This window comes from Stutzerimonas sp. LR2, assembly GCF_055755175.1.
Map to the genome: position 1 here is coordinate 304,388 of NZ_JBVTRR010000004.1, position 24,612 is coordinate 328,999.

22 protein-coding genes and 3 tRNA genes are annotated in these 24,612 nt (G+C 61.3%); 7 read left to right on the plus strand and 18 right to left on the minus strand.

Annotated features, from left to right (window positions below):
- From pqqC to exaC, 5 genes are all read right to left on the minus strand, one after another.
- On the minus strand, positions 1 to 753 hold the full coding sequence (pqqC, locus tag ACVRRC_RS15815) for a pyrroloquinoline-quinone synthase PqqC (protein WP_013982760.1): 753 nt from the start codon (positions 751 to 753) through the stop codon (positions 1 to 3).
- A 72-nt stretch (positions 754 to 825) separates the two neighbouring features.
- A complete protein-coding gene (gene pqqB, locus ACVRRC_RS15820) occupies positions 826 to 1,737 on the minus strand; it encodes a pyrroloquinoline quinone biosynthesis protein PqqB (protein ID WP_020306366.1) in 912 nt (303 codons plus the stop codon).
- A gap of 47 nt (positions 1,738 to 1,784) precedes the next feature.
- Positions 1,785 to 1,856, minus strand: coding sequence for a pyrroloquinoline quinone precursor peptide PqqA (gene pqqA, locus ACVRRC_RS15825; protein WP_003253598.1), 72 nt, complete (start codon positions 1,854 to 1,856; stop codon positions 1,785 to 1,787).
- Positions 1,857 to 2,035: 179 nt separating this feature from the next.
- Entirely contained in the window at positions 2,036 to 3,154 is a 1,119-nt protein-coding gene (locus tag ACVRRC_RS15830; RefSeq protein ID WP_472997216.1) for an oxidoreductase, read from the minus strand.
- Between the two features lie 240 nt (positions 3,155 to 3,394).
- Entirely contained in the window at positions 3,395 to 4,915 is a 1,521-nt protein-coding gene (exaC, locus tag ACVRRC_RS15835) for an acetaldehyde dehydrogenase ExaC (RefSeq protein WP_011913206.1), read from the minus strand.
- 236 nt (positions 4,916 to 5,151) lie between these two features.
- Here exaC and pqqA (ACVRRC_RS15840) point away from each other — a divergent pair, with 236 nt between their 5' ends.
- The 6 genes from pqqA (ACVRRC_RS15840) to ACVRRC_RS15865 all read left to right on the plus strand — a co-directional run bounded on the left by pqqA (ACVRRC_RS15840) (position 5,152) and on the right by ACVRRC_RS15865 (position 9,369).
- Positions 5,152 to 5,400: a pyrroloquinoline quinone precursor peptide PqqA gene (gene pqqA, locus ACVRRC_RS15840; RefSeq protein WP_472997217.1), complete on the plus strand. Its 249-nt coding sequence runs from the start codon at positions 5,152 to 5,154 to the stop codon at positions 5,398 to 5,400.
- A gap of 55 nt (positions 5,401 to 5,455) precedes the next feature.
- Entirely contained in the window at positions 5,456 to 5,749 is a 294-nt protein-coding gene (pqqD, locus tag ACVRRC_RS15845) for a pyrroloquinoline quinone biosynthesis peptide chaperone PqqD (protein ID WP_170801014.1), read from the plus strand.
- Positions 5,718 to 6,863 (plus strand): pyrroloquinoline quinone biosynthesis protein PqqE, encoded by a 1,146-nt coding sequence (pqqE, locus tag ACVRRC_RS15850; protein ID WP_472997218.1) that lies wholly within the window; start codon positions 5,718 to 5,720, stop codon positions 6,861 to 6,863. Before pqqD ends, pqqE begins: the two co-directional genes overlap by 32 nt.
- Before the next feature lie 83 nt (positions 6,864 to 6,946).
- On the plus strand, positions 6,947 to 7,450 hold the full coding sequence (locus tag ACVRRC_RS15855) for a urate hydroxylase PuuD (RefSeq protein WP_019406230.1): 504 nt from the start codon (positions 6,947 to 6,949) through the stop codon (positions 7,448 to 7,450).
- Complete coding sequence (gene serC / locus ACVRRC_RS15860) at positions 7,431 to 8,531, plus strand: 3-phosphoserine/phosphohydroxythreonine transaminase (protein WP_472997219.1); 1,101 nt, start codon at positions 7,431 to 7,433, stop codon at positions 8,529 to 8,531. Before ACVRRC_RS15855 ends, serC begins: the two co-directional genes overlap by 20 nt.
- On the plus strand, positions 8,524 to 9,369 hold the full coding sequence (locus ACVRRC_RS15865; RefSeq protein WP_472997220.1) for a dihydroorotate dehydrogenase: 846 nt from the start codon (positions 8,524 to 8,526) through the stop codon (positions 9,367 to 9,369). The genes serC and ACVRRC_RS15865 overlap by 8 nt, the downstream gene beginning before the upstream one ends.
- A gap of 96 nt (positions 9,370 to 9,465) precedes the next feature.
- On the opposite strand, the gene ACVRRC_RS15870 is transcribed toward ACVRRC_RS15865, so the two are convergent.
- The 11 genes from ACVRRC_RS15870 to ACVRRC_RS15920 all read right to left on the minus strand — a co-directional run bounded on the left by ACVRRC_RS15870 (position 9,466) and on the right by ACVRRC_RS15920 (position 20,104).
- Positions 9,466 to 11,322: a SurA N-terminal domain-containing protein gene (locus ACVRRC_RS15870; RefSeq protein ID WP_472997222.1), complete on the minus strand. Its 1,857-nt coding sequence runs from the start codon at positions 11,320 to 11,322 to the stop codon at positions 9,466 to 9,468.
- Positions 11,323 to 11,527: 205 nt separating this feature from the next.
- Positions 11,528 to 11,800 (minus strand): nucleoid-associated protein HU-beta, encoded by a 273-nt coding sequence (hupB, locus tag ACVRRC_RS15875; protein ID WP_003282502.1) that lies wholly within the window; start codon positions 11,798 to 11,800, stop codon positions 11,528 to 11,530.
- Between the two features lie 130 nt (positions 11,801 to 11,930).
- Positions 11,931 to 14,327 (minus strand): endopeptidase La, encoded by a 2,397-nt coding sequence (gene lon, locus ACVRRC_RS15880; protein ID WP_084899330.1) that lies wholly within the window; start codon positions 14,325 to 14,327, stop codon positions 11,931 to 11,933.
- Positions 14,328 to 14,459: 132 nt separating this feature from the next.
- On the minus strand, positions 14,460 to 15,740 hold the full coding sequence (gene clpX / locus ACVRRC_RS15885; protein WP_013982754.1) for an ATP-dependent Clp protease ATP-binding subunit ClpX: 1,281 nt from the start codon (positions 15,738 to 15,740) through the stop codon (positions 14,460 to 14,462).
- Between the two features lie 97 nt (positions 15,741 to 15,837).
- The gene (gene clpP, locus ACVRRC_RS15890; protein WP_013982753.1) at positions 15,838 to 16,476 is read right to left on the minus strand and encodes an ATP-dependent Clp endopeptidase proteolytic subunit ClpP; all 639 of its coding nucleotides are present in this window, start codon (positions 16,474 to 16,476) and stop codon (positions 15,838 to 15,840) included.
- Between the two features lie 89 nt (positions 16,477 to 16,565).
- Positions 16,566 to 17,876, minus strand: a complete 1,311-nt coding sequence (gene tig / locus ACVRRC_RS15895; protein WP_011913197.1) for a trigger factor — start codon at positions 17,874 to 17,876, stop codon at positions 16,566 to 16,568.
- 172 nt (positions 17,877 to 18,048) lie between these two features.
- A complete protein-coding gene (locus ACVRRC_RS15900; RefSeq protein WP_472997223.1) occupies positions 18,049 to 18,810 on the minus strand; it encodes a sulfite exporter TauE/SafE family protein in 762 nt (253 codons plus the stop codon).
- Between the two features lie 8 nt (positions 18,811 to 18,818).
- Complete coding sequence (locus ACVRRC_RS15905) at positions 18,819 to 19,526, minus strand: FadR/GntR family transcriptional regulator (RefSeq protein ID WP_013982750.1); 708 nt, start codon at positions 19,524 to 19,526, stop codon at positions 18,819 to 18,821.
- Between the two features lie 256 nt (positions 19,527 to 19,782).
- A tRNA-Leu gene (locus ACVRRC_RS15910) sits at positions 19,783 to 19,867 on the minus strand.
- A gap of 51 nt (positions 19,868 to 19,918) precedes the next feature.
- A tRNA-His gene (locus tag ACVRRC_RS15915) sits at positions 19,919 to 19,994 on the minus strand.
- 33 nt (positions 19,995 to 20,027) lie between these two features.
- Positions 20,028 to 20,104 (minus strand) — tRNA-Arg (locus tag ACVRRC_RS15920).
- A gap of 272 nt (positions 20,105 to 20,376) precedes the next feature.
- Between ACVRRC_RS15920 and folD the strand changes: the two genes are divergently transcribed.
- Complete coding sequence (gene folD, locus ACVRRC_RS15925; protein ID WP_045159016.1) at positions 20,377 to 21,231, plus strand: bifunctional methylenetetrahydrofolate dehydrogenase/methenyltetrahydrofolate cyclohydrolase FolD; 855 nt, start codon at positions 20,377 to 20,379, stop codon at positions 21,229 to 21,231.
- A gap of 57 nt (positions 21,232 to 21,288) precedes the next feature.
- Here folD and cysS read toward each other — a convergent pair whose 3' ends face one another.
- Entirely contained in the window at positions 21,289 to 22,674 is a 1,386-nt protein-coding gene (gene cysS, locus ACVRRC_RS15930) for a cysteine--tRNA ligase (protein WP_026006545.1), read from the minus strand.
- Positions 22,674 to 24,341, minus strand: a complete 1,668-nt coding sequence (locus ACVRRC_RS15935; protein ID WP_019406238.1) for a glutamine--tRNA ligase/YqeY domain fusion protein — start codon at positions 24,339 to 24,341, stop codon at positions 22,674 to 22,676. The genes cysS and ACVRRC_RS15935 overlap by 1 nt, the downstream gene beginning before the upstream one ends.
- Between the last annotated feature and the right edge of the window lie 271 nt (positions 24,342 to 24,612).

Genomic DNA, 24,612 nt, shown 5'->3' on the forward strand with positions numbered 1-24,612 from the left:
TCAGAAGCTGATGCCCTTGTGCCAGACCCGGTCGCGGGTGACGGTATGGTACGGCGGTCGGTCCAGCTCATAGGCCATGCTCATGGCGTCCAGCATGCTCCACAACACGTCGAGCTTGAACTGAAGGATCTCCAGCATGCGCTCCTGCGCCTCGCGGGTGCGATAGTGGTCCAGGGTGATGCGCAGGCCGTGCTCGACATCGCGGCGGGCTTCCTTCAGGCGCTTGCGGAAGTAGTCATAGCCCGACGCGTCGATCCAGGGATAGTGCTGCGGCCAGCTATCCAGCCGCGACTGGTGGATGGTCGGTGCGAACAGTTCGGTCAGCGAGCTGCTGGCTGCTTCCTGCCAGCAGGCCCGACGGGCAAAGTTCACGTAGGCATCCACTGCGAAGCGCACGCCGGGAAGCACCAGCTCCTGCGACAGCACCTGCTCGCGGTCCAGACCCACGGCCTCGGCCAGCCGCAGCCAGGCTTCGATGCCACCCTCCTCACCCGGCGCGCCATCGTGGTCGATGATGCGCTGAATCCACTCGCGGCGGGTGTCGCGGTCCGGACAGTTGGCCATGATCGCGGCATCCTTCACCGGGATGCAGACCTGATAGTAGAAGCGGTTGGCGACCCAACCCTGAATCTGCTCGCGCGTCGCCTGCCCGGCATACATGGCCCGGTGGAACGGGTGATGGATATGGTAGTACTCGCCCTTGGCGCGCAGCGCCTGTTCGAATTCGGCGGGACTCATGGCTGGCAGGTTCATAACGGTTTCAGTTCCTTTCTTGTCGTTCTGCGCTCGTTCGGCCTGTGGCCGGGCTGCGGCGATGTCTTGGCTTCAGAGCTCGATGTTCATGCCGTCGTAGGCGACCTCGATCCCGTGCTCGCCAAGGATCTCGCGCTCGACGGAATCCTCGTCGAGGATCGGGTTGGTGTTGTTGATATGAATGAGGATCTTGCGCACCGCCGGCATGCCGTCGAGCACCTCGATCATGCCGCCCGGGCCGCTCTGCTGCAGATGACCCATTTCGCTGCCGAGCTTGGTGCCGACCTCGCGCACGAGCATCTCGTCATCGCGCCACAGCGTGCCGTCGACCAGCAGGCAGTCGGCCCGGCGCATGGTGGCCAGCAGCTCTTCGCTGACCTGGCCCAGCCCCGGCGCGTAGAACAGTGTGCCGCCGGTGTTGCGGTCTTCGATGAGCAGACCAATGTTGTCGCCCGGGTGCGGGTCGTTGCGGTGCGGCGAATAGGGTGGCGCCGAGCTGCGCAGCGGGATCGGCGTGATATGCAGGTTCGGGCAGCAGGGAATGCTGAAGTTGCCGCTCAGGGCGATCGGATTCCATTTCAGGCCGCCGTTCCAGTGCTCCAGCATGTTGAACAGCGGGAAGCCGGTGGTGAGGTCCTGATGAACCATCTCGGTGCACCAGACTTCATGCGGGCAGCCTTCGCGCAGCGTCAGCAGGCCAGTGGTGTGATCGATCTGGCTGTCCAGCAGGACGATCGCACCGATGGCGGTGTCGCGGGGCGCACGGGCCGGCTGCAGGGTCGGAAAGGACTCGAGCTGGGCGCGGATGTCCGGCGACGCATTGCACAGGATCCAGTCGACACCGTTGTCGCTGATGGCGATGGACGACTGGGTACGCGCCTTTGCATTGAGTGTGCCGGCGCGCAGGCCCGCACAGTTGGCGCAGTTGCAGTTCCACTGCGGAAAACCTCCACCCGCGGCGGAACCGAGAATTCGGATGAACATGGACAGCCCCCAAAAGCAAAGCCCCGGCCGGAGCCGGGGCTGATCGATCAACGGTTTGCGAAGTACATGGTGACTTCGAAACCAATACGCAGGTCGGTGAAGGCGGGTTTAGTCCACATAGGTCGGTCCTCTTTTTATGGTGCCGGAAGATTCCGACAGCCCAATTAAGCCCCCTGTTCTGCTTCGAGCAGAATGGTACTTTGGAAGGAGACAGCGCCGTGCCTTGGTAGTGCCCGACGAACGGCAGCCATCTGTTACCAGGTTTCGCGATTCAGCTAACGCCTCGTTGCCGGGCGTGTCAACTCGAACGCAGCGCTGGCCGATCATTGGCATTGCGCCACGCCAGTTCGTTGGTGATGGTCGCCATGGGAACAAACATCGAACCGTCGAAATCGCTCAGCTCGATGCCTTGCTGAATGCGTTGCGGCCAATCGTTGTTGGCCAGCGCCGCCTTGCCAACCGCCACCAGATCCATCTCGCCTCGACCGAGCAAGGCCTCGGCCTGCTCGCCGGTGACGATGGCACCGTTGCCGATCACCGGGATCGCTACGCTGCCCTTGGCGATGGCGGCAAGGCTCGGGCCTTCTCCGAAGGCCGGTGCGCGGGCTTCGGGCTCAGTGATGTGCAGATAGTCGAGCCCTGCATCAGCCAGTACACGGAAGCGCTGCCGGGCCTGTTCCTCGCCGCCCTCCCATTTGAGCCGGCCGTCGCAGACCATGCTCTGCGACAGTCGCATCCCCACCACGAATTCCTCGCCCACCTCCGCCCGCACGGCAGCGATCACCGCCAGTGGCATGCGCAGGCGTCCGAGAAACGTCCCGCCCCACTGATCGCTGCGCTGGTTGAACTCGGCGCTCATGAATTCGTGCAGCAGGTAGCCGTTGGCGCCATGCAGCTCGACTCCATCGAAGCCGGCCTCCCGCGCGTGCCGGGCCGCCAGCGCGAAACCGGCGATGGCCTCCTGGATATCCTCTTCGCTCATTTCAGCCGGCGTCGCGTAAGGCCCCTCTCCGCCATAGAACTTCAGCTGAGATCCGCTCGGTTGTACTGCCGATGGAGCCACATGGCGGGCGTGATGGATGTTGCCTTGGGTCTGGGCACCGCCATGCATGAGCTGCGCGATGAACGCCGCACCGGCTTCGTGAACCGCCTGCACGATGGGCTTCCAGCTGTCCCGGTGCGCGTCGGTGGCGAGCCCGGGCTGGTTGAAGTAGCCCTGGCTATAAGCGGTATCGGTATAGACACCCTCGCTGACGATCATCCCGAAGCCGCCTTTGGCAAAGGATGCGTAGTAGTCGCGCATCAGTTCGTTGGCAGCGCCCTCGGGCTCGGCGCTGACCCGGGTCATGGGTGCGACGACGGCTCTATTGCGCAAGCGCAGGTGCTTCAGCGAGCAGGGCTCGAGCAATTGCGGCATGGGTGACCTCCTCTGCTTTCGATGTTGGCCTATGCAGATGTGAGGCGCTTCGGCTTGCGGGAGTTCGATGGCCGCGATGGCTGGTCGAGTCCGGAGCAAAAAAAACGCGGCCGGGGCCGCGTTGCGATAGGAACCATACGCTCGGTTCGAGGGGGTACTTCAGAAGCGGCGCAGGTTCCTGCACTTGACGTGCGTAGCAAAATAAACCGGCGCGCTGGAGCACACGCGCCGGGGCCCTCATCAGAAGAAGCCGAGCGGATTGATGTCGTAGCTGACCAGCAGGTTCTTGGTCTGCTGATAGTGGTCGAGCATCATCTTGTGCGTTTCGCGACCGACACCGGACTTCTTGTAGCCGCCGAACGCGGCATGTGCCGGATACAGGTGGTAGCAGTTGGTCCAGACACGGCCGGCCTTGATGCCGCGACCCATGCGGTAGGCGCGGTTGATGTCGCGGGTCCAGACGCCAGCGCCCAGGCCGAACTCGGTATCGTTGGCAATGGCCAGGGCTTCGGCTTCGTCCTTGAAGGTAGCGACGCCGACCACCGGGCCGAAGATTTCTTCCTGGAACACACGCATCTTGTTGTGACCCTTGATCAGGGTCGGCTGCACGTAGTAACCGGAGGCCAGGCCGCCTTCGAGCTTCTCGGCTGCGCCGCCGGTGAGGATCTGCGCGCCTTCCTGCTGGGCGATTTCCATGTAGGAAAGGATCTTGTCGAACTGCTGCTCGGACGCCTGGGCGCCGACCATGGTGTCGGTATCCAGCGGGTTGCCGCGCTTGATCGCCTTGACCTTCTTCATCACCACTTCCATGAAGGGCTCGAAGATCGATTCCTGAATCAGCGCACGCGACGGGCAGGTGCAGACCTCGCCCTGGTTGAAGAAGGCGAGTACCAGACCTTCAGCGGCTTTCTCGATGAACGCAGGCTCCGCATTCATGATGTCTTCGAAGAAGATGTTCGGGCTCTTGCCACCCAGTTCCACGGTGCTGGGGATGATGTTCTCGGCCGCGCAACGCATGATGTGCGAGCCAACCGGGGTCGAGCCGGTAAAGGCGATCTTGGCAATGCGGGTGCTGGTCGCCAACGCCTGACCAGCTTCGCGGCCGAAGCCCTGAACGATGTTCAGCACGCCCGCTGGCAGCAGGTCACCGATGATCTCGATCAGGACCATGATCGACAGCGGAGTCTGTTCGGCCGGCTTGAGCACGATGCAGTTACCGGCAGCCAGGGCAGGTGCCAGCTTCCAGGCCGCCATCAGCAGCGGGAAGTTCCACGGAATGATCTGCCCGACCACGCCCAGCGGCTCGTGGAAGTGGTAGGCCGCGGTGTGCTCATTGATCTCTGCGGCGCTGCCTTCCTGGGCACGGATGCAACCGGCGAAGTAGCGGAAGTGGTCGGCGGCCAGCGGTACGTCGGCGTTCAGGGTTTCACGAACGGCCTTGCCGTTATCCCAGGTTTCGGCGACGGCAAGTTTTTCCAGGTTGGCTTCGATGCGATCAGCGATCTTCAGCAGGATATTGGCGCGGTCCTGCACCGAGGTACGACCCCAGGCGTCGGCGGCTGCATGCGCGGCATCCAGCGCCTTCTCGATGTCTTCAGCGCCCGAACGCGGGAATTCGGCGATCACTTCACCATTGACGGGCGAGGTGTTGACGAAATACTCGCCTTTGACCGGCGGGACGAACTCACCACCGATGTAGTTGCCGTAACGGGGCTTGAAGGAAACGACGGCGCCTGGGGTACCGGGCTGGGCGTAGATCATGATGGGCCTCTCTTCTTCTGCTTGTCAGAGCCTGCGCCGGGAAGTGCGCAGGGCATGGACCGATCTTAGGCAGCCCGCTCCAGGCTCCGGTATGCACCCATGGCAGCGGAGGACTCCTCATTTGGTAGTAGATGCCAAGGCGCACAGCCCGCTGTATCGCGGCTTCTAGCCTATCTCCGACGCGCGTTTCTCGACCAAAAAGCCGCACAGGCTAGCCCCTCGTCCACGCGGCAAAAATGACCCCGGACAAGGGCGCAAAACCACAGCGCAAATATTCTCCGAGCGCAAGAAAAGCACGACCAAAAGCCTGCAAAACCGACCCCAAAGTCTTATTAGACGCCCCTGCAAAGCGCCTTAGCTTCGAGCTGCGGTACCGCATTTCCCAACGACAACATGAAAGGAGATACGCCATGCAGTGGATCGATCCGGACTTCTGCGATCTGCGTCTGGGCTTCGAAGTCACCGCGTACGTCTACGTGCGCTGAGCCTTGACCGGCGTCGGGCCATGCGTCCCACGCCGGTTCCGCGAGGAGCTGAACCATGAACACAACAACCATAGCGCCGACCGACCGCTACGAGATCCGCCCACCTTTTCTGTTCCGCTGGGAGGATTCCCAGCAGGCCCACGTGCTGCTCTACCCCGAAGGCATCGTCAAGCTCAATGCCACCGCTGGCGACATTCTCAAGCGCTGCGATGGCAGCACGAGCGTCGTCGAGCTGATCGAGCAGCTGGGTTGCGACTACAACGCATCCGCCATCGACGCGATCCGTGCAGGCGTTCTGAATTTCCTGGAGGTGTCCCATGCCAAGGGCTGGATCAGAGCTAAGGCTTGATGGCAGCGGCAACCCGGTCTGGCTGCTGCTGGAGCTGACATATCAATGCCCGTTGCAGTGCGTGTTCTGCAGTAATCCACGCAACTTCGCCGATTACCGTCGGGACGAGCTCAGCACAGCCGAGTGGATCGACGTGATGGCTCAGGCCCGCGCCATGGGTGCGGTGCAGATCGGCTTCTCCGGCGGCGAGCCCACCCTGCGCAAGGACCTCGAAACGCTGGTCGCCGAAGCCGACCGAATGGGCTATTACACCAACCTGATCACCTCGGGCATAGGACTGACCGAGGCGCGTCTGCGCGCCCTGAAGGATGCGGGGCTGCGCCACATTCAGCTCGGCTTTCAGTCCACCGACAATGACGTGGCACGCCAGCTGGCCGGAGTCGATGTGCTGGAGCGCAAGCTCGGCATGGCACAGCTGATCAAATCAATGGACTTTCCCATGGTGCTCAACGTACCGATCACTCGGCAGAACATCGGCCAGGTGCCGGACATCATCGAGTTTGCCGTCGAGCTGGGCGTGGAATACCTGGAGCTGGCCAACGTGCAGTATTACAACTGGGCCCTGCTCAACCGCGACGCCTTGATGCCGACGCACGCCGAGCTGCAGCGCGCCGAGGGCCAAGTACATGCCGCGCGCGAACGCTTCGGTGAGCGGCTGACCATCTTTTTCGTCATCCCGGACTACTACGAAGGCCGCCCGAAGGCCTGCATGAATGGTTGGGGCGCCATTCACGTGACCGTCGCGCCCAACGGCAACGTGCTGCCCTGCTCGCAAGCCAGCAACTTCAAGCACATCACCTTTCCTAACGTGCGCCAGCAACGCCTGGAGCAGATCTGGCACGACTCGCCGGTGTTCGATCTCTACCGCGGCGATACCTGGATGCCCGAGCCCTGCCGCAGCTGCGACGAGAAGGAAAAGGACTTCGGCGGCTGTCGCTGTCAGGCTCTGTTGCTCACGGGCGACGGTGCCAATACCGACCCGGCGTGCAGCAAGTCGCCGCATCATCAGCTGATTCGTAAGGCTGTCGAGCTGGCGCAGAACGCGGCCCATCCTGCCGGGACGCTCATTCCACGACAGGCCAGCCAGGGGGTGGAAATTGCAGCTGCCCCATGATTCCTTCGCCGGCACCATAGGCGCCGGCGTTGCGCTGACACTCGGCTGTTATCTGCTGCTGCGCTACTGGCTGGTGAGCTGACATGCAACTGCCCGTTCTCGACCTGCTGGCGCGCTACGCGCATCTTCTGTTCGCGCTGGTTTGGGTCGGCCACAACTACGCGAACTTCATCCAGAACCCGCGCTTCGTGCCGCTGCAGAACGGCGTCGACGTTGCCGTCCTCACCCGCGATCTGGAGGCGCGGATGAAGCGCGAGCACGGTGTCTTCCGCTATGCCTCACTGGTGGTCTGGCTGTCGGGCCTGGTGATGCTCTGGCAGCGCGGCTGGCTGGTCGACGCGCTGCTGCTGCAGGGCCCGTTAGCGGTGATCGGGCTGGGGGCCTGGATCGGTACGCTGATGCTGCTCAATCTGTGGCTGGTGCTCTGGCCGCATCAGAAAAAGCTGCTCGGCTTCGTTCCGGCGACGCTGGAAGAGCGGGTACGCTGTTCGCGGATCACCTTTCTCTCCTCGCGCAGCAATACCATCCTGTCCATCCCCTTGCTGTTTCTGATGGCGACCGGCGGCCATGGCCTGCACCTGTACTGAGTTCGCCGAGCGCTATAACTTCGCCGCCGGCCCGGCGATGCTGCCTGCCGAGGTGCTGACGCAGATCCGCGAAGAGATGCCGGACTGGCGCGGCTCCGGTTCTTCGATACTGGAACAACCCTTCACCAGCGCAGCCTTCAAGGGGCTGATGGAAGAAGTCGAAGCAGACTTGCGTACGCTGCTGTCGATCCCCCGGAGTTATCGCGTGCTGTTCCTGCAGGGCGGAGCCAGTGTCCAGTTCTGGCTGCTGCCGCTCAACCTGCTGCATCCAGGGCAGAGTGCCGACTATCTGGAAAGTGGGCACTGGGCACGCAGGGCGATCAGTGAGGCTCGTCGACACGCTCGGGTGAACGTCATCGCCAGCGCTGCAGCTCACTCCTTCACTGCCCTGCCCTCGTTCGAGCAATGGTGCTTGTCGCCGGACGCGGGTTATTGCCATATCACCAGCAACGAAACCGGAAACGGACTTCAGCTGCGGGACTTTCCACAGTTGGCCGTACCGCTGGTTGCCGACATGACCTCGGACTTTCTCACCCGTCCGATTCCGGTCGAGCGATTCGGGCTGATCTATGCCAGTGCGCAGAAAAACCTCGGGATTGCCGGGCTCTGCGTGGTCATCGTTCACCAGAACCTATTGCGACGGCCGCCGCGCCACCTGCCCGCGGCATTCAGTTACGCCGTCCAGGCCGAACAGCAAAGCCGTTTCAATACCCCACCGACCTTTGCACTCTATGTAGCCGGGCTGATGCTGCGCTGGATCCGCCAGAACGGCGGTCTCCCGGCGATGGACGAAGCAGCACAGAGCAGAAGTCGCGAGCTCTACCGGTACATCGATACCAGCCGAATCTATCGCTGCCGACAGCATCCGCCGGACCGCTCGACGATCAATGTCTGCTTCCGGCTCATCGAGCCAGGATTGACCGACACCTTTGTCCAGCAGGCGGCGCAGCACGGCTTGTACAACCTGCATGGGCATGCCGCCGAGGGCGGCATCCGGGCCAGCCTGTATAACGCCATGCCTCAGGCAGGCGTCCGCCGGCTGATCGCTTTCATGACGGCGTTCGAACAAGCGCATGGATAAGCGGATCGATTGGCGAGCCTTGCGTAGCCGCGCGGTACAACGCCTGGCACTGGAACTGGCCAGCGTTGCCTGTGCTTGTTCTGGCGAAGGACACGCTCGACCGGTTACGGCGATGGGCCTGCGGTTTCCCTCCCCGGTGGGAATAGCCGCAGGCTTCGATCGCTACGGACGGTTGGCTCGGCGAGTGGCTGCGCTGGGATTCGGCTTCAACGAAATCGGTAGCCTGACCGCAAACGAGGTGGCGCAGCTCGGCGTCATGCACAACGGCGCTGCACGTCTCGGCATCAGCCTCACCCTGGACGCAAGGCAGGCTTCGGCGGAGAGCCGCGCCATGTTGCGGGCCGCGTGGCCCCATGCCGACTACCTGATGCTCAACCTGATCGGGCCGACCAGCGCACCGCTGCTATCGCAATCGACACGACTCCGCCATCTGCTCGCCGCCCTCTGCGAAGAACAACGCCAACTGAACCAGGACGGCCGGCGACGCGTGCCGTTGCTGGCCAAGCTGCGCTGCATGCCCGAACGCACGCCCTTCTCTATCGCCGGCCTGCTTGTCGAGCTGGGCTTCGATGGCCTGCTCGCCGCCCACGACCCCGGGCCACCAGCGACAGCAGAGCGCTACCGGGCCTGGCAGGATGCCCAGCGGCAGGCTCAGGCCTGCCAACAGATCGAAGACCTGCGCCGGTTCTGCGGGCCCGACATGGCTCTGCTTTCGGTCGGCGGGGTCCAGACCGCTGATCATCTGCGTGCCCGCATGAGTGCGGGCGCAGAACTCGTGCAGGTCCACACCGCCTTCATGCACCAGAGCCCCTGGCTCGCACGCCGGCTTTTGCGGTAGCGCTTCTTCCCCGGCAGAAACGACAACGCCCCGAACCAGTCGGGGCGTTGTCGTGGGTGCTGGCAAGGCTTCGCAGCTTGCCAGCCATTCATTCGATCAGAAACGCTCGATCTTCGCTTCGGCCTGCAGCTTCTGACGGAACGCCGCGAAGTCCTGCTGCCCCATCCGCGAAGCCAGGAAGCGGCGAATGTTCAGCTTCTCTTCGTCGGACAAAGCAGCGTCAGCCTCATTGACGCCGTTCAGTCGCACAACCACGTAATCGCCGTTGTTCAGCGCCACGCCCGAGTAGCTGGGCTTGTCCTGCTGCTCCGGACGCGGCATGCGGAACACTGCCTGCAGCAGCGCCGGTGCGACGCCCTCCTGGCTGCGAGTGGCCGCTTCGACCGCCTGCCACTGCCCTTCAGGTTGCTTGCCTTCGCGCAGCTCGGCCAACAGCTGCTCACCCTGAGTACGAGCGGTTTCGGCCGCCAGCTTGCGCTGGAGTTGCTGCACGATATCGTCACGAACGTCGGCAAGCGGAATCACCGCAGGCTTCAGGTGCTCCTTGACGCGAATCACCACCGCCGTATCAGGGTCCAGTTCGATCACGCTGCTGTTGGCGCCGTCCACCAGCACTTCCTCGCTGAACGCGGCCTGGATGACCTGCCGATTGGCCGTGATGCCTTCGCCGCCCTCACGCCCGAACGCTTCGGTGGTCTGCACCATCAAACCCAGTTCCTGCGCAGGCTGCGCCAGGTCGGATGCTTCGAAGGCAGCATCTTCCAGCTGTTTGCTGGTCTCCACGAAGCGTTGCTCGACCTGCTGGGCCTTCAGCTCGCGTACCAGCTCCGGCTTCATGCTTTCGAAAGAGGGAACCTCCGGTGACTGGACGCCGAGCAGCTTGATGATGTGCCAGCCGAACTCCGACTTGACCGGTGCCGAGACCTCGCCTTCGTTCAATGCATAAAGCGCATCTTCGAATGCTGGGTCGTAGACCCCTGGACCAGCAAAGCCCAAGTCGCCACCTTCGTTGGCCGAGCCCGGATCCTGGGAAACTTCCTTGGCGACCGTGGCGAAATCCTCACCGTTCTTCACGCGCGCGGCAATCTCGTCGATCTTCGCCTTGGCCTCGTCGTCGCTCAGTTCACCGCCGGTCTCGATCAGGATATGTGCGGCGCGGCGCTGTTCTGCCAGATTGGCGATCTGCTTCTGATACAGCTCCTGCAACTCCTCGTCGGACGCCTCGACCTGATCGAAGAACGACTCCTTCTTCAGCTCGACGTATTCGACGACGACCTGTTCAGGGGTACGAAAACGGTCGGCATTGGCCTCGTAGAACTCGTTGATCTGGTTGTCGCTGACCTCAATGGCTTCGTGCTGCGCCGGCACGGTCAGCGTAGCGAAATCCCGGGTCTGCATCTCCAGGCGGGCAAAGTTTTGCACCTGCTGATCGGTAACGAAACCGGTACCGGAAATGCCGGCACGCAGCTGGCCAATCAGCATTTCCTGTTCGAGCAGCTGGCGGAACTGGAGACGGGAATAGCCCATCTGCTGGATCACCTGATCAAACCGGGCAGGGTTGAAAGCACCGTCAACCTGGAACTCGGGGGTCTGCAGGATCAGCTGATCGAGCGCTTCGCGCGAGAATGCGAAGTTGGCGCCCTTGGCGGCCTGCAACAGCAGCATACGATCGATCAGCGAGCCGAGAGCCGCGTCGCGCAGCAGGCGGTCGTCGAGCAGGGACGGATCGAAATCCTGCCCGAGCTGCTGGGCGAGCTGCCGGCGCTGCATGTTCATGGCCTGGTCGAGGTCGTAGCGGGAAATTTCTTCGCCGTTGACTTCTGCAGCGTTCTGGGCGTTGCTGGCGGCATTGAAGATGGCATCGAAGCCAGTCAAGGCCAGCAGCACGACGATGACGCCGATGATTGTTTTGGCAATCCAGCCTTGTGAATTGTCCCTGATGTTCTGAAGCATGCGACCCCCAGGAGTCTGCGGCCCGCAAGACTGCGCACCGCGGGTGGAAACCGGATAAAAGAAAGGCGCATCCAGGGATGCGCCTTCTCGGAGCCTTTGGAGCGGTTGGGCTTATTCCCCCAAGCCAGATCTCGGCAGGCCAGGCCTGCTCGACAACCGCCCCGTGCCAGCGCAGCGCACGCTGACTGGCCGGGTAACAAAACGCTTAGTTGACAGCGTCTTTCAGAGCCTTGCCAGCTTTGAAGCCCGGGATCTTGGCAGCAGCGATGTTGATCGGCTTGCCAGTCTGCGGGTTGCGACCAGTGCGCGCAGCGCGCTCCTTGACAGCGAAAGTACCGAAACCAACCAGTACCACGGAGTCACCAGCCTTCAGGGCGCCGGTGACGGATTCGATCACTGCATCCAGCGCGCGGCCAGCAACAGCTTTTGGGATATCAGCAGATGCAGCGATGGCATCGATCAGTTCCGACTTGTTCACTCTAAGTCCCCTTATTTCTGTTGAGTCGTATCTTTAATTTTCGGGTGTAAGCAAAGCGGTGCTAGATGGCTCTGACACAAGAGGCCGATTAAACAAGGGCACCTGAAGTGTGTCAACGTGGCCTTCCAGACTAATGCGTGCTGATTCGCTCCTTGGAATCAGGCTCGCGCTTGTCGTCCTTTGCAACAATCTCGGGAGCCGCATCGGGCAAGGGCTCCGGCGCGTATTGCAGCGCAATTTGCAGGACCTCGTCAATCCACTTCACCGGTTTAATCTGCAGGTCCTGCTTAATATTTTCAGGAATCTCTTTCAGATCACGCTGATTTTCTTCCGGAATGATCACCGTCTTGATTCCGCCGCGATGCGCAGCCAGAAGTTTCTCCTTCAGTCCACCAATGGCCAGCACTTGTCCACGCAATGTGATCTCGCCGGTCATTGCGACATCTGCGCGCACCGGGATCTGCGTCAGGGCAGAAACCAGCGCCGTGCACATCCCGATACCAGCGCTCGGGCCATCCTTGGGGGTGGCGCCCTCTGGCACGTGGATATGGATGTCCTGCTTTTCATGAAAATCGGCAGCAATGCCCAGGCTGACCGCCCGGCTGCGAACCACCGTCAGCGCCGCGGTAATCGACTCGCCCATCACCTCGCCCAGCGAGCCGGTCTTGGTGAGCCGCCCTTTGCCCGGTACCACGGCCGCCTCGATCGTCAGCAGCTCGCCACCGACCTGAGTCCAGGCCAGCCCGGTGACCTGCCCTACCTGATCCTGCTGTTCGGCGAGCCCGTAACGGAACTTGCGAACCCCCAGGAAATGCTCGAGAGAATCGGCATCCACAGTCACATGGAAGCGTTTCTCGGCCGCATGCTCCTTGACCACCTTGCGGCACACCTTGGCCAGCTGGCGCTCAAGGCTGCGAACACCGGCCTCGCGGGTGTAGTAGCGGATGATGTCCCTGATAGCGGCTTCCTGGAACTCCAGCTCGCCCTTCTTCAGACCATTGGCCTCAATCTGCTTGGGCGCCAGATACCGTGTGGCAATGTTGACCTTCTCGTCCTCGGTATAGCCAGGCAGGCGGATGACTTCCATGCGGTCGAGCAACGGCGCCGGAATGTTCATCGAGTTGGCGGTACAGAGGAACATCACGTCCGAGAGGTCATAGTCGACCTCCAGATAGTGATCGTTGAAGTTGTGGTTCTGCTCCGGGTCCAGCACCTCGAGCAGTGCCGAGGCAGGATCGCCGCGCATGTCGCTGCCCATCTTGTCGATCTCGTCGAGCAGGAACAGCGGGTTGCGCACGCCCACCTTGGTCATCTTCTGGATCAGCCGGCCCGGCATGGAACCGATGTAGGTGCGGCGATGGCCGCGAATCTCGGCTTCGTCACGCACACCGCCCAGCGCCATGCGAACAAACTTGCGATTGGTCGAACGCGCAATGGATTCGGCGAGGGACGTCTTGCCGACACCGGGCGGCCCTACCAGGCAGAGCACCGGCCCCTTGAGCTTCTTCACACGCTTCTGCACGGCGAGATATTCAAGAATGCGGTCCTTGACCTCTTCCAGACCATAGTGGTCGGCGTCGAGCACCTCTTCTGCCTTGGCGAGGTCCAGCCGGACCTTGCTGGCGGCTTTCCAAGGCACGTTCACCAGCCAGTCGATATAGGTCCGCACTACCGTCGCTTCGGCCGACATCGGTGACATCTGCTTGAGCTTGTTCAGCTCCGCCTGGGCCTTGGCATAGGCATCCTTGCTGAGCCCGGCGTTCTCGATACGCTTCTTCAGCTCATCAACTTCGTTATGGCCTTCATCGATATCGCCGAGCTCCTTCTGAATGGCCTTCATCTGCTCGTTCAGGTAGTACTCGCGCTGGCTGCGCTCCATCTGCTTCTTCACGCGGCCGCGAATGCGCTTCTCGACCTGAAGCAGATCGATCTCGGCGTCCAACAACGCCAGGACGTGCTCGACACGGGCAGGCAGGTCGGTGATCTCCAGGATCTGCTGTTTCTGCTCGATCTTCAGCGCCATGTGCGCCGCCATGGTGTCGACCAGGCGGGCCGGCTCGTCGATGCTGCTCAGTGAGGACAGCACCTCTGCCGGGACCTTCTTGCCAAGCTGCACGTACTGCTCGAACTGACTGAGCAGGCTGCGCGTAAACACTTCCGATTCGCGTGCATCGACATCGGCTTCCTCGATCAGCGAAACCTCGGCTCGACAGTGATCGTCGACTTCGACGAATCGCTCGATCACGCCCCGCTGCTCACCTTCGACCAGCACCTTGACGGTGCCGTCCGGAAGCTTGAGCAGCTGCAGCACGGTAGCAACGGTGCCGACGCGATATAGCGCATCTTCGCCCGGATCGTCGTCGGCCGGATTCTTCTGCGCCAGCAGGAGAATCTGCTTGTCGCCGGACATGGCGGATTCGAGCGCCTCGATGGATTTTTCACGGCCAACGAAAAGCGGGATCACCATATGCGGGTAAACCACCACATCGCGCAGCGGCAAGAGGGGCAATTCGATGGTTGTTTTCATAAATTCAGCTCTACGACGGCCATACGGCGGTAAACGGATGGGCTATACCCTTGCAGCAAAGATGAGGGCACCCTCGGCAAAAAACAAGGCGGCGAGCCAAATACAAAGGGGCCCGAAGGCCCCTTTGTTCGATCACGCCTCAGGCGCAGCCTTGGCTGGCGGCTCGGTGTTCTCGTAGATCAGCAAAGGCTGGGATGTGCCTTCGATCACGCTTTCATCGATGACCACCTTGCTGACGTCCTTCTGCGACGGAATTTCATACATGGTGTCCAGCAGAACGCCTTCGAGAATCGAGCGCAAACCGCGGGCGCCCGTCTTGCGTTCGAGTGCACGATGAGCGACAGCTTTCAGCGCGTCCGGGCGGAATTCAAGATCCACGCCCTCGAGTTCGAACAGTTTGGCGTACTGCTTGGTCAACGCGTTCTTCGGCTCGGTCAGGATTTGGATCAACGCGGCTTCGTCGAGCTCGTCGAGGGTTGCGATCACCGGCAGGCGACCGACGAACTCGGGGATCAAGCCGAACTTGACCAGATCATCCGGCTCGACCGCACGCAGCGCTTCACCGATCTTCTTGCCCGGGTCCTTGCTGCGCACTTCGGCGTTGAAGCCGATGCCACCCTGGGTGGAGCGACTCTGGATGACCTTTTCCAGGCCGGCGAATGCGCCGCCGCAGATGAACAGGATGTTGCGCGTGTCGACCTGCAGAAACTCCTGCTGCGGATGCTTACGGCCACCCTGCGGCGGGACGGAAGCAACGGTGCCTTCGATCAGCTTCAGCAGCGCCTGCTGCACGCCCTCACCGGAAACGTCTCGGGTGATGGACGGGTTATCCGATTTGCGGGAGATCTTGTCGATCTCATCGATATAGACAATGCCCATCTGGGCCTTCTCCACATCGTAATCGCACTTCTGCAGCAGCTTCTGGATGATGTTCTCGACGTCTTCACCCACGTAACCCGCCTCGGTAAGCGTGGTTGCATCGGCAATGGTGAACGGAACATTGAGCAGACGCGCCAGCGTCTCGGCGAGCAGCGTCTTGCCGGAGCCAGTGGGACCGATCAGCAGGATGTTGCTTTTGCCCAGCTCGACTTCTTCTTTCTTGTCGCGCTGGTTGAGGCGCTTGTAATGGTTGTACACGGCCACCGCGAGGATCTTTTTCGCGCGCTCCTGACCAATGACGTACTGGTCGAGAATGCCGCTGATCTCCTTTGGCGCAGGCAGCTTATGCGCGTTGCTCTCGGCCTGGGCTTCCTGCACCTCCTCACGGATGATGTCATTGCACAGGTCGACGCACTCGTCGCAGATGAAAACGGAGGGCCCGGCGATCAACTTGCGAACTTCATGCTGGCTTTTGCCGCAAAAAGAGCAATAGAGCAGTTTGCCGGAGTCCTCGCCGTTGCGGGTGTCAGTCATTCGATCGATCCAATCGGGAAGGCTTGAAACACAAGATGAAGGCAATCGTGGGCTTTTTCAAGCCCACGGAACAGCCACATATCGCAGGCTGGGGCGATCAGACGGCCAGTTGGCGCTGGGTCAGAACCTGGTCGATGAGGCCGTATTTGACGGCTTCTTCACCGCTCATGAAATTGTCGCGATCGGTATCACGGGCAATCACGTCCATGGGCTGGCCAGTGTGATGGGCAAGCACCTTGTTCAAGCGCTCGCGAATGGTCAGGATTTCCCGGGCGTGAATTTCGATGTCCGAAGCCTGACCCTGGAAGCCACCCAGAGGCTGGTGAATCATCATGCGCGAATGCGGCAGGCAGTAACGCTTGCCCGCCGCCCCGCCTGCCAGCAACAGGGCTCCCATGGAGCAAGCCTGACCGATACAGATGGTCGAGACGTTAGGCTTGATGAACTGCATGGTGTCGTAGATCGACATGCCAGCGGTCACCGAGCCACCCGGGGAATTGATATAGAGGTGAATGTCTTTCTCGGGGTTTTCCGCCTCGAGGAACAGCAGCTGCGCCACGATCAGGTTGGCCATGTAGTCCTCGACCTGGCCAACCATGAAAATCACCCGCTCCTTCAGGAGGCGTGAATAGATGTCGTAGGCGCGCTCACCGCGTGCGGATTGCTCGATCACCATCGGGACCAGGCCGCCGGCGGCCTGAATGTCCGGAGCTTGCATAAAAGGATTGCGGGACATGTTCCAACGATACTCCCTATGTCATGCCTCAAAAGACATAAGCCAGCACGAGGCTGGCTTATGTTTGTGCACTCGAATATATGAAGAAATCAGGCTGCTTGCGGGGCTTCCGCAGGCTTGACGGCTTCTTCGTAGGAGACCGACTTGTCGGTCACCTTGGCCTGCTGCAGAACAGTATCTACAACTTGCTCTTCGAGCACAACCGAGCGAACTTCGTTCAACTGCTCAGCATTCTTGTAGTACCAGGCCACAACCTGCTCCGGCTCCTGGTAGGCGGAAGCCATTTCTTCGATCAGCTCACGAACGCGCGCTTCGTCCGGCTTGAGCTCTTTCTGCTTGACCACTTCAGCTACGATCAGACCCAGCACGACACGACGCTTGGCCTGCTCCTGGAACAGCTCAGCCGGCAGCTGGTCTGGCTTGATGTTGCCGCCGAACTGCTGCACCGCCTGTACGCGGAGGCGGTTCACTTCATTGTCTACCAGCGCTTTGGGCACTTCGATCGGGTTACCCGCAACCAGCCCTTCCATGACCTGGTTCTTCACCTTGGTCTTGATGGCCTGACGCAGTTCGCGCTCCATGTTCTTTTTCACTTCCGCGCGGAAACCTTCCACGCCACCTTCCTGAACGCCGAACTGGGCAAAGAACTCCTCGTTGAGTTCCGGTAGCTGCGGAGCCGCGACGCTATTCACGGTGACGGTGAACTCGGCAGTTTTGCCGGCCAGATCGAGGTTCTGGTAATCCTCGGGGAAAGTCGGGGTGATCACGCGCTCTTCGCCGGCCTTGGCGCCGACCAGGGCGTCTTCGAAGCCCGGGATCATGCGGCCGGAACCCAGCACCAGCTGAGTGCCTTTGGCCGAACCGCCGGCAAAAGCTTCACCGTCGATCTTGCCGACGAAGTCGATGTTCACCTGGTCGCCGTTCTCGGCAGCACGCTCGACGCTCTCGAAGCGAGTGTTCTGCTTGCGCAGGATTTCCAGCATGTTGTCGACGTCGGCATCAGTCACTTCAGCCTGCAGACGCTCGATCTCGATGGCCTCGAAACCAGCCACTTCAAACTCGGGGAATACTTCGAAGGTGGCGACGTACTCGAGATCCTTGCCCTTCTCGAATACCTTCGGCTCGACGGACGGAGCGCCAGCCGGGTTCAGCTTCTCGGCCACGATGGCTTCGTAGAAGGTGGACTGGATCAGGTCGCCCAGCGCTTCCTGACGAGCGGCTTCCTCATAACGCTGACGGATCACGCTCATCGGCACCTTGCCGGGGCGGAAACCGGGGATCTTGGCACGGCTGGCGGTCTGTTGCAGACGCTTGTTGACTTCGGTCTCGATGCGCTCGACCGGCACGCCGATGGTCATGCGGCGCTCAAGAGCGGAGGTGCTTTCAACAGAAACTTGCATGGATTTTCCTCGTTGCACAGACATAAGCCGGGCGTTCCGGCCCCAGAATGGGCAAGCATTCTAGTGGCTCGACCAGCATAAGTCACCCTGCCTCTCACACAACCTGCAAGCCGCAGGGCGCTTGCGAATCGCACCTGCTGGCCCGTTCGAGCCTTACGGGCGGCATAGCTCATCAGCTCCGGAAGAACAGTATCGTCATGATCGATCCGGTCACGATTACCACCGCGCGCACCAGCGTTGCCGGCAGGCGTCGTCCGACACGAGCCATGACATACCCTCCGACTGTCGCAGCCAGCATTATTACCAGCGCTTCACGCCAGAATATGGCGCCTCCAAAGGCGTAAACCGACACTGCGATTGCGGTCAATACCGATGACACAAGGTTCTTGAGTCCCTGCATCGCGTTGATGTTGCTATGGCCGAGCAGGCTGAACGCAGCCAGCAGGACAATGCCCAGTCCGCCGTTGAAGTAGCCACCATAAACACTCACCGCAGCGATCGCGCAGGCCTGCACCCAGGTATCGGCCTCGCCGGAGCCGGCAGTGCGCTTGAACGTGCGCAGCAACCATGGCCCGAGCGCGAAAAGCAAAGTGGCAACCAGAAGCAGCCAGGGCACGATGGCGCGAAACACGTCATCCGGCGTCGTTAGCAGAAGTGCCGCGCCGAATGCACCCCCACCCAGGCTGATGGCGAGAAGCGAACGCATGCTCAGCGTGGCCGGAGCCTTGAGATCCTCCCGATAGCCCCAGGTGCTTGCGAAGTATCCCGGCAACAGCGCAAAGGTCCCCGAAGCATTTGCTGCAACAGGCGGCACGCCTGCATAAACCAGGGCCGGGAACGTGAAAAAGCTACCGCCTCCGGCGATGGCATTCAGCCCACCACCCAGGAAAGCAGCGGCGAGCAGGATTGCCCAAGTGGCGATCGAATGATCCATGTCTATGGCTACTCCGGTTTGTTCGTTGCTTTTTTTGTTGTCAAAGAAAGGGCCTGTAGCGCCGGAGTCAGCAGCTCGCTGGCTGCGATGGCGGCCTGCTCCGGGCAGCCACGCACAATGGCCTCATAGACGGCCGCGTGGGCCTGATAGGTAGGCTCAGGGAGATGCTTCTCCGCTTCCGTCCTGGCGATGGTGTTCTGTAGGCCAGCCCAGAAGAACCGGTACATCTCAACCAGTGCCGCGTTGTGACTGGCCCGGACAATGCTTAAATGAAACTGCGCATCGCGGTGGACGAATGCCTCAAGCGAGGCCGCGTCAGTCCAGCTTCCTCTGGCGCCAAGCGCATCGCTGATCGCTTTCAGGTCGTCATCGGTTCGACGTGACGCGGCGAGTCGCGCCGCTTCGACCTCCAGAGCCCGACGGACTTCCAGCTGATCGTGCAGCGCGGCATGGTCCAGGCTTTCGAGCAACTCCGAAGGGTCCCGGTTTGACCGAACGAACGTACCGGCACCCTGGCGAACCTCCAGCAGCCCAGTGTGCACCAGCGCGCGCACCGCCTCACGAACGGTATTTCTGCCCACGCCGAGCATGTCGCTGAGCTGGGGCTCGGTAGGAATACGCTCACCGCACTCCCATGAGCCGGCAGTGATTTGCGTGCGCAGCTGGTCGATGACGCGCTCCACCAGCGATAAGCGTTCCGCATGCTGCAACGTCATTCGCCACCTCCAAATTCATCCTACGTATGGATCATAGGATGAATTTCGGTGGTGAACAACGTCGAGCGCCACACATCGGAACGTTCAGAGGGATGAAGCTGCGGTCATCAAGGATGAGAGCCGGAGAGTCGCTCCAGGCGGAGCGCAAAATCCAGCAGGACGTTTTGCCGTTTCAGTCAACGGCTTCATCGGGTAACAGAAATCACATCGCCAGAAACGCGAAAGCCCCGGAATCCGGGGCTTTCAGCTTGTTACATGGTGCGGACGGAGAGACTCGAACTCTCACACCTTGCGGCGCCAGAACCTAAATCTGGTGTGTCTACCAATTTCACCACGTCCGCCAAGCGGGCTTAAACGAAAACGCCAGGCAGCGCCTGGCGTTCTCTGGAATATGGGGTGGACGAAGGGGATCGAACCCTCGACACCAGGAGCCACAATCCTGTGCTCTACCAACTGAGCTACGCCCACCATATTACGCTTTGCTTGTGCCAGAGCCCGAAATGGCGCACCCGGCAGGACTCGAACCTGCGACCATCCGCTTAGAAGGCGGATGCTCTATCCAGCTGAGCTACGGGCGCTTTTATCTGCATTCTGTTCGGAGCGCAGACTTGAAGCTCCGGCCGTTGAAGAAGCTAATTCTTCTAAGCCATCTTACCCAGCAGCAGGCTGTGCTCGACAAGCGGGGCGAATGTTATAGAGGCTCCAAACAGTCGTCAACAGCAAATTCAAAAAAATTTCAGTTAGATAAAGGAGTTACAGCCGCCGTTAGCCGGTTCGCCTTTGCCGTATGACCATGGCATGCGAGAATACGCGCCCTTTCCTCGTCCTCTCCAATGGTTAATCAAGCGTCATGACCGCAAAACTGATCGACGGTAAAACGATTGCTGCCAATATTCGCCAACAGATTTCTGGTCGTGTTGCCGAGCGCCGTGCCCAAGGGCTCCGCGCGCCCGGCCTCGCCGTGATTCTCGTGGGCAGCGACCCGGCCTCCCAGGTATATGTGGCGCACAAGCGCAAGGATTGCGAAGAAGTCGGTTTCAACTCCGTTGCCCATGACCTGCCGAGCGATACCCGCCAGGAGGACCTGCTGGCTCTGATCGATCAGCTGAACGACGACGCCTCCATTGACGGCATCCTGGTGCAGCTGCCGCTGCCAAAGCACCTCGATGCGTCGCAACTGCTCGAGCGCATTCGTCCGGACAAGGACGTGGATGGATTCCACCCCTACAACGTTGGCCGCCTGGCCCAACGTATGCCGCTGCTGCGCCCTTGCACCCCAAAGGGGATCATGACGCTGCTGGAAAGCACAGGGGTCGACCTGCACGGTCTGGACGCCGTAGTCGTGGGCGCCTCCAATATCGTCGGCCGGCCAATGGCGCTGGAGCTGCTGCTCGCCGGCTGCACCACTACCGTGACTCACCGCTTCACACGCAATCTGGCCGAGCATGTACAGCGTGCCGACCTGGTAGTGGTCGCCACCGGCATCACTGGGCTGGTCAAGGGCGAGTGGATCAAGCCCGGCGCAATCGTCATCGACGTCGGCATCAACCGCCAGGCCGACGGCCGCTTGCTCGGCGATGTCGAGTTCGAGCCTGCCAGCGAACGCGCGGCGTGGATCACTCCGGTCCCGGGCGGCGTGGGCCCGATGACCCGTGCCTGCCTGCTGGAAAATACCCTGTACGCTGCAGAACATTTGCACGACTGATCGGGAACGACGCAAACAAGAACGGCGCCCTTGGGCGCCGTTCTTGTTTGTATTCGACTATTCGGCTAGACGCCAGGTTGTCCCGCCTTTGCCATCCTCCAGCACCACCCCCATCGCGGTGAGCTGATCTCGGATGCGATCGGATTCGCCCCAGTTCTTTTCCGCTCTGGCCGCCAGTCGCGCAGCGATCAGCGCTTCGACCTCAGCTGCATCGACCTTCCCCGCCGCACCCGCTTGCAGGAAGGCTCCAGGCTCAAGCTGCAGCACGCCCAATACGCCCGCCAGCTCCTTGAGACGCGCAGCCAGCGCCGCCGCGGCAGTCAGATCAGACTCACGCAGGCGGTTCACCTCACGAATCATCTCGAACAGCACCGCGCAGGCTTCCGGCGAGTTGAAGTCGTCATCCATCGCCGCAGCGAAGCGCGCAACAAACTCATCGCCGCCAGCAGGCTGGGCCTCCGGCAAGCCTTTGAGGCCGTTGTAGAAACGCTCCAGAGCGCTCTTGGCTTCACGCAAACTGTCTTCGGAGTAGTTGATCGGGCTGCGGTAGTGGCTGGATACCAGCAGGTAGCGCACCACCTCCGGGTGATACTTCTCCAGCACTTCGCGGATGGTGAAGAAATTGCCCAGGCTCTTGGACATCTTCTCGCCATCGACACGCACCGCACCGGCGTGCATCCAGGCGTTCGCGTAAAGCTTGCCGGTGGCTGCCTCGCTCTGTGCGATCTCGTTCTCGTGGTGCGGAAACACCAGGTCCGGGCCGCCACCATGGATGTCGAACGTCTCGCCCAGGCAGCAGGTGGACATCACCGAACACTCGATATGCCAACCGGGACGCCCAGGCCCCCACGGCGAATCCCAGCTCGGCTCGCCCGGCTTGGCGCCCTTCCACAATACGAAGTCCAGCGGATCTTCCTTGGCTTCGTCCACTTCGATACGAGCACCGATCTTCAGGTCTTCGATCTTGCGACGCGACAATTTGCCATAACCGACGAACTTGCCGACCCGGTAGTAGACGTCCCCGTTGCCCGGCGCATAGGCGAAGCCCTTGTCGATGAGTGTCTGGATCATCGTATGCATGCCGGCGATATGGTCGGTGGCGCGAGGCTCGACGTCCGGACGCAACACGTTGAGGCGGGTCTCATCTTCATGCATGGCCGCAATCATGCGTTCGACTAGCGCCTGGAACGGCTCGCCGTTCTCGCTGGCTCGGCGAATGATCTTGTCGTCGATGTCAGTGATGTTGCGCACGTAGGTGACATCGTAGCCACGGTGGCGCAGCCAGCGGGTGACCACGTCGAACGCCACCATCACCCGCGCATGACCGATATGGCAGAAGTCGTAGACCGTCATCCCGCAGACGTACATGCGCACCTTGTTGCCTTCCAGGGGGCGGAACGGCTCCTTGGCCTTGCTCAGGGTGTTGTAGATCGCCAGCGTCATCATTGACCCCAGGAGTCACGCAGCGTGACGGTGCGATTGAACACGGGAGCGCCGGGCTTGCTGTCCTTCATGTCGGCACAGAAATACCCTTCGCGCTCGAACTGGAAGCGCTCTTCAGGAGCCGCATTGGCCAGCGACGGCTCGGCGCGGCACCCCTTGAGCACGACGAGCGACTCGGGATTGATATTGTCCAGGAAGCTGCCGCCCTCCTCGTCCTTCTCCGGATTGGCGGAACGGAACAGACGATCGTACAGGCGCACCTCGCATTCGACGCTTTCGGCAGCTGGCACCCAGTGGATCACGCCTTTGACTTTTCGGCCCTCGGGATTCTTGCCCAAGGTGTTTTCGTCATACGAGCAGCGCAGCTCGACGATATTGCCCTGGTCATCCTTGATGGCCTCGTCCGCACGGATCACGTAGCTGCCGCGCAGGCGCACCTCCCCGCCGGGAACCAGCCGTTTGAAGCCCGCTGGCGGGACTTCCTCGAAGTCGCCCGCATCGATATAGATCTCGCGGCTGAACGGCAGCACCCGCACTCCCATGTCCTGCTTGGGATGGCGTGGCAGCTCGAGATTCTCGACCTGATCCTGCGGGTAGTTGGTGATGACCACCTTGAGCGGCTTGAGCACGCACATGGCACGCGCGGCGTTGGCGTCCAGGTCTTCGCGAATCGCGAACTCCAGCATGCCGATGTCGACAACACCGCCCGCGCGGTTCACGCCGATCATGTCGCAGAAGTTGCGGATCGAGGCTGGGGTATAGCCGCGGCGCCGGAAGCCGGAGAGCGTCGACATGCGCGGGTCGTCCCAACCACTCACATGCTTCTCATCGACCAGCTGCTTGAGCTTGCGCTTGCTGGTGATGGTGTAGTTCAGGTTGAGACGGGCGAACTCGTACTGGCGAGGCTGGGCCGGTACAGGCAGGTTGGCCAGAAACCACTCGTACAACGGACGATGGTCCTCGAATTCCAACGTGCAGATGGAATGCGTGATGCCCTCGATGGCATCCGACTGACCGTGAGTGAAGTCGTAGCTCGGATAGATGCACCACTTGTCGCCGGTCTGGTGATGGTGCGCATGGCGAATGCGGTAGAGGATCGGGTCGCGCAGGTTCATATTCGGCGACGCCATATCGATCTTCGCCCGCAGCGCACGGGCGCCATCCGGGAACTCGCCGGCCTTCATGCGGGCGAACAGGTCGAGATTCTCTTCCACCGAACGCTCGCGGAACGGGCTGTTCGTGCCCGGTTCGGTCAGGCTGCCGCGGTATTCTCGAGCCTGCTCGGGTGTCAGGTCGCAGACATACGCCTTGCCGGCCTTGATCAGATGTACGGCCCAGTCATGCAGCTGATCGAAGTAATCGGAGGCATAACGCTCTTCGCCAGCCCACTGGAAGCCAAGCCACTGTACGTCGCTCTTGATCGCGTCGATGTACTCCTGGTCCTCCTTGGCCGGGTTGGTGTCATCGAAACGCAGGTTGCACTCACCACCGAACTCCTTCGCCAGGCCAAAGTTCAGGCAAATCGACTTGGCGTGCCCGATGTGCAGATAACCGTTGGGCTCCGGGGGGAAACGGGTGATGATCTTGGCATGCTTGCCGGAGTCCAGGTCAGCCTGGACGATCGGACGGAGAAAGTTGCTAGCGGCGGGAGTCTCGGGCTTGCTCATGGTGTCCTTAACGATCAGCGAGTATGCGGCTTAGAGAGGTTTACAAAGTAGTGAGCGATGGCGAGGCAGGTTTCAACGCCGCATGCCGAGTGCAATAGTTTGCAAGTACCCTCTCAGGGTAGGCCGACCAATTCAAAGCGCCTATCATAGCGGACCCGTCAACCCCCTGACAGAGCAATGCGCTCAGGCGGCGCTACGATCAGCGACTGGCGGCACTCGGTACGACGACCCTTGCAGCGGCACGCCCGCACCAACGAAACGGAACCCCTCA